Source organism: Mycobacteriales bacterium, from assembly GCA_035995165.1.
In the GTDB taxonomy this organism is placed as follows: Bacteria; Actinomycetota; Actinomycetes; order Mycobacteriales; family CADCTP01; genus CADCTP01.
Genome location: DASYKU010000112.1, coordinates 74,443 through 83,704, shown reverse-complemented (window position 1 = coordinate 83,704; position 9,262 = coordinate 74,443). Strand labels below are relative to the sequence as shown.

Genomic DNA, 9,262 nt, shown 5'->3' with positions numbered 1-9,262 from the left:
AGACCGACCGCGGTGGTTTATCTGGGTCAGCCGGTGGCCTGCAGCTGCAGGTGCTCCCGGCGTGCGGTCTCCAGCAGAGCCCGCCACGAGGTCACGTCCGGCCGGCGCTTGAGCAGCGCGCGCCGCTCCCGCTCGGTCATGCCGCCCCAGACCCCGAACTCGACCCTGTTGTCCAGGGCGTCGGACAGGCACTCCGTACGCACGGGACACCCCATGCACACGGCCTTGGCCCGGTTCTGCGCGGCCCCCTGGACGAAGAGCTCGTCCGGGTTCGTGGTCTTGCAACGTGCGTCCTTCGACCAGTCCACCAGCATGTCGGCGTTCATCCGCTTGTCCCCCTGCGTACCCGCGCCCCCCACCAGAACGCTGGGAGCAGCCTAGGAAACCGGACACCTGTTCAGACAGACCCCGATCGGATCATTAGGAGTGGCCCGCTCTGACTAAGCCCGTCGGCAGGTGAGAGTCAGATTCGCACTACTCCGTTCTAGCCCGTTCGGCGTAGTAAGCGGCTACGCCGCTAACAGCCGGCGGTGAACGTCAGCCGTTGGCCGTAGTCTGCACCGCATGGCTGGTCCGTTCCTGCGGAAATCCCTAGGTGTCGTACAGCTCACAGCGGCGGTCGGCGTCACCGGAGTACTCGTCGCGGCGGTGTTGTTGCCGGTGACCGGCGGGCTCGGCCTCGCCGCCCGCAACAGCGTCCAGGCCTTCGACGACCAGCCCTGTGACGTCGAGGCCGGCATCCCCGAGCAGGCCTCGGTGATGTACGCGGCGGACGGCACCACGATCGCCACGTTCTACAACCAGAACCGGCAGGTCGTCAGCGCCAAGCAGATCCCCAAGATCATGCGCCAGGCCATCGTCTCGATCGAGGACCGCCGGTTCTACGAGCACCACGGCGTCGACCCCGAGTCGCTGCTGCGCGCGGTCGTGAAGAACCAGCAGGCCGGCGAGGTCGTGCAGGGCGGTTCGACGCTGACCATGCAGTACATCAAGAACGTGCGGCTCTACCAGGCCAAGACCCTGGAGGAGCAGAAGGAAGCGATCGACCAGAGCCCGGGCCGCAAGCTCATCGAGGCCCGCTGCGCGCTGGAGCTGGAGAACAAAGAGACCAAGGACGAGATCCTCACCAACTACCTGAACATCACCTACTTCGGCGCCAGCGCGTACGGCGTGGAGAAGGCGTCCCGGACCTACTTCGGCAAGTCGGCGACCAAGCTGACGGTCCCGGAGGCCGCGCTGCTGGCCGGCCTGGTGCAGAGCCCCATCCGGTACGACCCGTACAAGTCGAAGACGGCCGCGAAGGCCCGCCGCGACACGGTGCTCAACGACATGCAGAGCCTGGGCTACATCAGCGCCGCGCAGGCCAAGGCGGCCAAGGCGTCGGCGGTCCACATCGTCCCGAAGCCCAGGTCCAGCGGCAAGGACTGCGCGAACTCCACGACGAAGATCATCAACGCCGGGTTCTTCTGCGACTACGCGAAGGCCGCGCTGACCGCGGCCGGCTTCCCGCAGGACCGCCTGGAGACCGGCGGCCTGAAGATCTACACGACGCTCAACCCGAAGATCCAGAACTCGGTCCAGGGCGCGATGCCGTTCGACGTCTGGGCCGGGAAGAAGTCGGCTGCGGTGACCGACATCATCCAGCCCAAGACCGGCAACGTGCTCGCCTTCGGCGTCAGCCGGAAGTACGGCATCAACACGAAGGATCCGAACGTCACGTCCAACCCGCTGAACACGTCGGCCACGGCGGGATCCGGGTCGACGTACAAGGTGTTCACGCTGGTGTCGGCGCTGCAGAACAAGGTGCCGCTCGAGGCGTTCAACATCACCGTCGGGAACACGTACACGTCCCAGGTCTGCAAGAACGGCAACGACCCGTACACGGTGGTCAACGCGGGCAACTACAAGGAAGGCCCGTACAACCTGGACGTGGCGACGTACGAGTCGGTGAACACCTTCTTCGTCGCGCTGCTGGACCAGCGGTTCAACTGCGACCTGACCGGTCCGGTGCACGTCGCCCAGGCGATGGGGATGAAGCAGACCCTCTCGGCCAAGCGCCCGAACAGCAACCTGACCGAGGCCCAGGCCTACATCAAGGGCAAGAGCGCCTCGTTCACCCTCGGGCCGAACGGGACCAGCCCGCTGGAGCTCTCCTCGGCGTACGCGACGCTCGCCAACGACGGCAGGTACTGCCCGCCCACCCCGCTGGCCAAGATCATCGGTGCGGACGGCAAGGCGATCGGGCTGCCGGAGCGGTCCTGCCAGCAGGTGATCACGGCGGGCATCGCGCACACCGTCACCACGGTGCTGGAGAAGGACACCAGCCACTCCGGCGGTACGGCGGTCGGCTCGTTCGCCGGGCTGGTCGGCGCGGGCCGCCCCATCGCCGGCAAGACCGGTACGGCGTCGGGCCGCAAGCCCGGTGACGACAAGCGCGCCACCGGGAACTCGGCGGCCTGGTTCGTCGGCTACACCCCGGACTACGCCGGCGCGACCGCGGTCTTCGACCCGAAGAACACCTCGATCGCGCTGACCGACGTGCCCGGCAGCGGCAGCGTCTTCGGTCGCTACTCGGCCGACATCTGGCGCAAGGCGATGCAGCCGTTCCTGGCCGACCACACCTGGTCGTTCCCGGCGGCCGACCCCGCGGTCGTCAACGGCGACAGCGTGCCGGTGCCCTCGGTCACCGGCCTCGACCCGAACGCGGCCGTCGCGGTGCTGCAGGCCAACGGGTTCCAGGCCCGGGTCGACCCGACGAAGAAGGACAGCGCGGTGCCGCCCGGGCACGTGGCCGAGCAGTCCCCGAGCGGGCGGGCCTCGCGCGGTCAGGTCGTCACGCTCTACCTGTCCACCGGCAAGGGCGCGGCGGTGCCGATACCCGGCCAGCCGCTGCCGCCCGGGGTGACGCCCCCGACGCCTCCTGGCCGCGGTGGTGGTGGCCGTGGTGGCGGCGGCGGCGGTGGGGGCGGCAACAACTAGCGCTCGTACGACGTGGGGCCCGGGCTGACCGGCCCGGGCCCTCGTCGTCGGCGGCGTCGTCCGCGGCCTGGTCACGTCCGGCCCTCACCCGTCTCGCGCAGCGACAGGCGCATCTGCCGCGCATTCGAGCAGACGCAACCTTGTCGAGTGCAACGCGTCGACCCCAACCGGCGCAGCCCTACTGGACTCACGGCCGATCCGGCCAGGGCCGAGGCCCGGTCGACAGCGAGCCCGCGGTCGGTCCCTGCTCAGCCGGCGAGCTGGCGGCGTACCTCGGTGGACAGCCGCTTCCCGTCGGCACGCTTGCCCGCCTTCGCCTGGACCGCCTTCATCACGGCGCCCATCTGCGGCATCCCGGTGGCGCCGGTCTCCGCGATCGCGGCCGCGACCAGGTCGGTGATGCGGGCGTCGTCGAGCTGCTCGGGGAGGTAGCGGTCGAGCACCGTGCCCTCGGCCCGCTCCCGCTCGGCCAGCTCGTCCCGCCCGGCCGACCCGAAGGCCTCGGCCGCCTCCCGCCGTTTCTTCGCCTCCCGCACGAGCACGGTGAGCACCTCGTCGTCGGACAGCTCGCGCACGCTCGCCCCGGCGACCTCTTCGGTGGTGATCGCGGCCAGCGCCATCCGCAGGGTCGCGGTGGTCAGCTGGTCACGCCCGCGCATCGCGGTGGTCAGGTCGGTCTGCAGCCGGTCCTTGAGCTCGCTCACGCCCGGGAACCTACCCCGCCCGCCGGATAGTGTGGACCGATGCAGAGCCGCTCGCTCGTCGCGCCCGCCGCCGGTCTGGTGGGGGCCGGTCTGGCGACGCTGGCGTACGCGGGGCTGATCGAGCGCAACGCTTTCCGGCTGCGGGAGCTGGAGGTCCCGGTGCTGGCCCCGGGCGCGGACCCGCTGCGACTGCTGCACCTCTCGGACCTGCACCTGACCTCGGCCCAGAAGCGCAAGCGGGAGTGGATCCGCCGGCTCGGCCGGCTCGAGCCGGACCTGGTGGTGGTGACCGGCGACTTCCTCGCCGGCATGGATGCGGTGGGCCCCGTGCTGGCTGCGCTGGAGCCGCTGCTGGAGCGCCCGGGCGCCTTCGTCCCCGGCAACAACGACTACTACGCGCCGCGGGCGAAGAACCCGCTGCGCTACTTCGTGCCGGAGAAGAACCGCGTCTTCGGCGCCAGGCTGCCCTGGCCCGACCTGGCGACCGCGATGACCGACGCCGGCTGGGTCGACGTGACGAACCGCCGCGCCACCCTCAAGGCCGGCGACCGCGTCATCGCCCTGGCCGGCACCGACGACCCGCACCTCGGCCGCGACCGGTACGCCCCCGCCCCCGCCGACCCGAGCGCGGATCTCCGCCTCGGCGTGACCCACTCCCCGGAGCCGCGGGTGCTGGACGCGTTCACCGCCGACGGCTACGAGCTGATCCTCGCCGGCCACACCCACGGCGGTCAGCTTCGCGTCCCCGGCTACGGCGCCATCGTCACCAACTGCGGCATCGACCGGGCCCGCGCCCGGGGCCTGTCCCGCTGGGACGACCGCGCCTGGCTGCACGTCTCCCCCGGCCTCGGGACCTCGCCGTACGCGCCGGTCCGGTTCTGCTGCCCCCCGGAGGCGACCCTGCTCAAACTCGTTCCGCGGCTGGGCTAGACTCCTCTACGCACCATCGGGGTGTGGCGCAGCTTGGTAGCGCGCTTCGTTCGGGACGAAGAGGCCGCAGGTTCAAATCCTGTCACCCCGACCACGTACTCCCACGTCAGGGACGTGGCGTCCGTCCACTGTGGATCTGCGAACGGCCCAGTGGGAGGGAATTGGGAGGATCCGTTGTCGATCATGGACTGACACCACGCGCCGGCGACTACCGACCGTAAGAACTGACCCGACCGGGCTACTTGCTCAACGTGACACGAGCTCAAGTATCAATCAACGGGCGTCAACGGCGCCGAACAACCGCGCAGCTGGCTTCGCGAACGTTATGCGGTTCGATGAATATATGCGTCGCGGGCGAATGTCGGTCTCGTAGGCCGCCGATGCCAGTGAGGGGAGAACCGTCGTTGCGGCGGGACGGTGTTGCCATGCTGGCGCTCTCCATGACCGTCAGGGGCGTTCCGATGTCCGGTGTGCCGTTTGGTGCGATCCCGGCGCCGTACGGCGCCTGCGGCCGAGCAAGGTACCAGCGCGACGGTCGCGGTCATCGCGCAGCCGATCGACCGGCGCCGGTGCCGCCGGCTACGTCCCACTCCGGCGGCGGTACAGGCGCTCGCCGTGCTCTATCAGCTCCCAGCAGACTCGGCCTAAGGCCACGACGTCCGCCTCGGAGGCGACCACGGTCAAGGTGTAGCCGCCGGTCGCCGGCTGCGCCCCGACCAGGTCCAGCCCGATCAGTCGCGCCCAGTACCGGCCGTGCGCCAGTCCGGACGACAGGCTCCATAGCCGCTGCGCCTCGTCCCGCCGCCCGACGAGGTCCGCCGCCTGCGCGATCATCGAGGTGGTGTGGAGCTTGCCGCCGACCGTGCCGGCGTTGAGGCCTAGCGTCTTCGCCAGTCCGATCATGTCGGCTTGGCGGTCGACGCCGGTCTTCCGGCCCGGCTGCTGCGGCCTGATCTTCTCGTACTCGGCGCGGTCGCCGAAGTCGCGGTACCAGATGCGGAGCGCGCGCAACAGCCGTTCGTCCTGCTGGTCAGGCGCCAGCAGCCACAACGCCTCGGCAGCGTCCTGGAGCGACGCCCGTAGCAGCGTTAGTGGCACGTGCGGGTGGGCCACCTGCGCGTCGATGAACAGCACGCCGAGCCCGTGTAGGTGCTCGATAGCGGTGTCTAGGCCGATCCGCATCAGGGAGCTGCCGGGGAAACCCGGCAGGTGCTGGTCATCGTCCGCTAGCTCGCTGCCCGGGCCTGGCTCGGGGCGCGGCGACGCCGACACGGCTGCGTACCGCAACCGCGCGGAGTGAAGGATAGGTGCAAGGCCCGGGAACGTCCCGCTCTGCTGAGCCGAGGTCACTCGTCCAGCCTGACATGCGTCATGGGCTGCAGCCGACCGCGGCCCGCGACGCCGGTGCCCACCTCGCTGGAAGCGGCAGCGCGACGCTCGCCGGCGAAGTCGTGGATGCCCAAGGCGGCACGCCCGGCACGACGGCGGAGCCGGAGCTCTGGCAGGCGTTGCAGACACTCGCGATCGCAGGACTCGACCTCCGCGGAACCTCCTGAGACCTGGGACGCTACACAGGACGCCTCCGCCGCGACCCGATCGAGAAGGTTGCGATCGTCAGCCGGGCTGGGTTGTTGACTCGGCGTTGACTGAACGCCTCCGCTCGGCCGCACGAATCGCTGCCGGCCACGCGTTCGTGCAGAACCTTCGCCGCGGCCACTACGAACTCGCCACCGAAGTCCCGCCTCAGCTGCGCCTCGCGGCAGCCTTCACCGAGCTCGCACTTGCCGTCTGACCGAAGCAGCTACCGGGCCCGGTCTTGCCCATTCCGGCCCAACGCAACACCGCCTTCTGGCGCTCCTACCGCCTCGCGAACTGACCGGACCTCGGTCGATGGCGGTAGCGGGTCAGGAAGGCCGCGGCGATCAGATACCAGACGATGCCGCCGAGGGAGTACTGGGCGAGGGTGTCGAGGGCGTTCTGGGGTGTGCCGGTCCAGGCGAGGTAGCCGAGGCCGGCCAGGACGGAGCCGGCGCCGCTGATGGCCATCAGCCACTGTCCGCGCATGGCTCGCGCACGCTGCAGCGCGACGCCGAGTTGGACGGCTCCGGCGATGATTCCCCAGGCACCGAAGGTGGCCAGGAGTGCGGTGTATCCGTCGCGGCCGGCCGTGAGGATCGCGGCGGTGCATAGGAGGTCACCCGCGATCTCGGCGTAGTGCGCCGCGGTCACGGGTGACCTCGTGGTCGTGCGGAGGTCGATGAGAGTCGCGACGGCGTCGATGATCGGGTAGAGGGCCACCAGAGCGACGACCGTCGCTTGTGGAGGATCGGCGGCGAGGGAGCCGGCCTGGGTCAGGGTGAGCAGGGCGGCCACCCAGACGATCGCGGCGGCGGATCGTCCGGCGTAGATGAGGGTGAGTGGAGGGGCGGAGCGGTCAGTCATCGACGGCTGCGGACGGTACGAGCCTGGTGTCGCCCGGTGCGGGTTCGGTCTGTTCGCCGTCGAGGTCGACGTGCGGCAGGACGCGGGCGATCCGGCGGGGGAGCCACCAGTTGGCCGGGCCGAGCAGGTGCATGGCGGCGGGGACGAGGATTGTCCGCAGCAGCACGGCGTCGAGCAGGATCGCGACGGCGAGCCCGAGTCCGAACTCGCCGATGGGGCGCCGGCCCTCGAGGACGAAGGCGAAGAAGACGAAGATCATGATGGCCGCGGCGGCGGTGATCACCCGTCCGGTGGCGGCCTGCCCGAGCCGGATGGCACGGCCGGTGTCGCGCGTGCGCTGCCATTCCTCATGGATGCGGCTGACCAGGAAGACCTGGTAGTCCATCGACAGGCCGAACAGGATCGCGATCAGCATGACCGGCAGGAACGACTCGATCGGTCCGGCCCGGCCGAGGCCGATCGCGTCGGACCCCCAGCCCCATTGGAAGACCGCGACGACGACGCCGAATGACGCGCCCGCGGCCAGGAGGTTCATGACTGCTGCGGTGAGCGGGATGACGAGGCTGCGGAACGCGATCAGCAGCAGCGCCATGCCGAGCAGGACGATCACGGCGAGGAAGACCGGCAGCTTGCCGCGGAGTAGGTCGGCGAAGTCCTGGAAGACCGCGGTCTGCCCGCCGACGTACGCGTGCAGGGTGGTGCCGCTCTCGGCGGCCGGGATGACCTGGACACGGAGGCGGTCGATCAAGTCGGTGGTCGCGGTGGACTGCGGGGCGTTCGCCGGGACGACGTCGAGCACGCTGACCGTGCTGCCGGCCGGCCCCGGGACGGCCGTGACGGACGCGACTGCCGGCAGCTGCCGCACCGTGCCGGTCAGCGCGGTGAATGCGGTTCGCGCGGCCTGGTCCGGGGTGTCCCCGACGACCAGCAGCGGTCCGTTGACGCCGGGACCGAAGCCCTCCGTCAGAAGGTCGTACGCCTTGCGGGTCGTCGACGCTGCCGGGTCGTTGCCCTGGTCCGACGAGCCGAGCCGGATCGCGAAGGCCGGGATCACCAGCACCAGCATCACGAGGAGCGCGGCCGCGCCGAGCACGGCGGGGCGCCGTTGGACCATGCTGGACCAGCGGTCCCAACTGCCCGCGCGGGCCGGCTTTGCCCCGCCGGGCCCGGCGGCGCCGAGGCGGCGGCGTTCGCGCCTGCTCAGCACCCGCGTACCGAGCAGCCGGAACAGGGCGGGCAGCAGGGTGGTGGCCGCGGCGACCGCGACCGCCACGGTGATCGCGGCCGCGACGCCGACGCCGGTGAGGAAGCCGACGCCGAGCACGAGCAGACCGAGCATGGCGACGACCACCGTGGCGCCGGCGAACACGACCGCCCGCCCGGCGGTGGACAGGGCGGTGACGGCGGCCTGTTCCGGGGTCAGCCCCGCCCGCAGTCCGGTGCGGTGCCGGGTGACGACGAACAGGGCGTAGTCCACCGCCACGCCGGTCCCGATGAGCGCGGCCACGCTCGGGGTGATCGAGTTGATCGACAAGGTGTGGCTGAGCAGCCCGATGATCTCAATTCCGGCGCCCACGGAGAAGACGGCCGCCAGCAGCGGGAGGACGACCGCGGGCAGCGAGCCGAAGGCGAGCAGCAGGACGACCGCCGCGGCCGCGAGACCGATGCCGACGCTGCCGGAGACCGGGCTGCCCTTGAGCGTCTGGAACGCGCCGCCGCCGAACTCGACCTGCAGGTGCGGCCCGCGCAGCGCCGACGCGGTGCTGACCAGCGGGGTGATGTCAGCCTTGGTGAGAGCCTGATCGGGCCGATCGAAGCTGACCGTCGCGTACGCAGTGCGGCGGTCGGCGCTCACCCGGCCCGGACCGTACGGGCTGGTGACGGCCGTGACGAAGGGCTGCCGAGCGATCGCGGCCAACGCGCTCCCGACCGTACGGGTGGTGGCCGGGTCGGTCACCGGCGTGCCCGGGTCGGTGCTGTGGAACACGATGGTGTCGTCGCCGGAGCCCGGCCGGTGCACTCCGCTCGCCAGCAGGGTCTGCGCGCTGGTGGAGTCGGTACCGGGCAGCGCGAAGCCGTCCGCGTAGTCCTTGCCGGCCTTCTTCCCCACCCCGGCGAGCAGTGCGAGCAGGACGAGCCACAGCACGATCACGGCGCCGGCGTGCCGGTAGCACCAGCGGGCGAGGCGGCTCACGACCGCACCCGTC

General features: G+C 70.8%; 7 protein-coding genes, 1 tRNA gene and 1 pseudogene. 4 read left to right on the top strand and 5 right to left on the bottom strand.

Translation table 11 applies throughout. The features are described 5' to 3' along the window. Positions 1-26: 26 nt before the first annotated feature. Positions 27-314 carry a WhiB family transcriptional regulator gene (locus tag VGP36_19160; protein ID HEV7656834.1) on the bottom strand — a complete coding sequence of 96 codons (288 nt, stop codon included), beginning with the start codon at positions 312-314 and terminating at the stop codon, positions 27-29. A gap of 250 nt (positions 315-564) precedes the next feature. Here VGP36_19160 and VGP36_19155 point away from each other — a divergent pair, with 250 nt between their 5' ends. After that, positions 565-2,979, top strand: a complete 2,415-nt coding sequence (locus VGP36_19155) for a transglycosylase domain-containing protein (protein HEV7656833.1) — start codon at positions 565-567, stop codon at positions 2,977-2,979. Positions 2,980-3,227: 248 nt separating this feature from the next. Here the strand turns inward: VGP36_19155 and VGP36_19150 are convergent, their stop codons facing one another. After that, on the bottom strand, positions 3,228-3,683 hold the full coding sequence (locus VGP36_19150; protein ID HEV7656832.1) for a GatB/YqeY domain-containing protein: 456 nt from the start codon (positions 3,681-3,683) through the stop codon (positions 3,228-3,230). Between the two features lie 39 nt (positions 3,684-3,722). Between VGP36_19150 and VGP36_19145 the strand changes: the two genes are divergently transcribed. Continuing rightward, positions 3,723-4,613, top strand: a complete 891-nt coding sequence (locus tag VGP36_19145) for a metallophosphoesterase (GenBank protein HEV7656831.1) — start codon at positions 3,723-3,725, stop codon at positions 4,611-4,613. A 17-nt stretch (positions 4,614-4,630) separates the two neighbouring features. Next, positions 4,631-4,707: transfer RNA gene (locus VGP36_19140), tRNA-Pro, on the top strand. 485 nt (positions 4,708-5,192) lie between these two features. Here VGP36_19140 and VGP36_19135 read toward each other — a convergent pair. Further along, positions 5,193-5,747 (bottom strand): hypothetical protein, encoded by a 555-nt coding sequence (locus VGP36_19135; protein ID HEV7656830.1) that lies wholly within the window; start codon positions 5,745-5,747, stop codon positions 5,193-5,195. 514 nt (positions 5,748-6,261) lie between these two features. On the opposite strand from VGP36_19135, the pseudogene VGP36_19130 reads away from it, so the two are divergent. Further along, positions 6,262-6,405, top strand: a pseudogene (locus VGP36_19130) (IS6 family transposase). 65 nt (positions 6,406-6,470) lie between these two features. Here VGP36_19130 and VGP36_19125 read toward each other — a convergent pair. Then, positions 6,471-7,055, bottom strand: a complete 585-nt coding sequence (locus VGP36_19125; GenBank protein ID HEV7656829.1) for a hypothetical protein — start codon at positions 7,053-7,055, stop codon at positions 6,471-6,473. Next, on the bottom strand, positions 7,048-9,249 hold the full coding sequence (locus tag VGP36_19120) for an MMPL family transporter (GenBank protein HEV7656828.1): 2,202 nt from the start codon (positions 9,247-9,249) through the stop codon (positions 7,048-7,050). Before VGP36_19120 ends, VGP36_19125 begins: the two co-directional genes overlap by 8 nt. Positions 9,250-9,262 lie beyond the last annotated feature (13 nt).

Bases quoted from the DNA above. Each gene is read 5' to 3' on its own strand.
- VGP36_19160 (HEV7656834.1), bottom strand. From the start codon at position 314: ATGCTGGTGGACTGGTCGAAGGACGCACGTTGCAAGACCACGAACCCG.
- VGP36_19155 (HEV7656833.1), top strand. From the start codon at position 565: ATGGCTGGTCCGTTCCTGCGGAAATCCCTAGGTGTCGTACAGCTCACA.
- VGP36_19145 (HEV7656831.1), top strand. From the start codon at position 3,723: ATGCAGAGCCGCTCGCTCGTCGCGCCCGCCGCCGGTCTGGTGGGGGCC.
- VGP36_19125 (HEV7656829.1), bottom strand. From the start codon at position 7,055: ATGACTGACCGCTCCGCCCCTCCACTCACCCTCATCTACGCCGGACGA.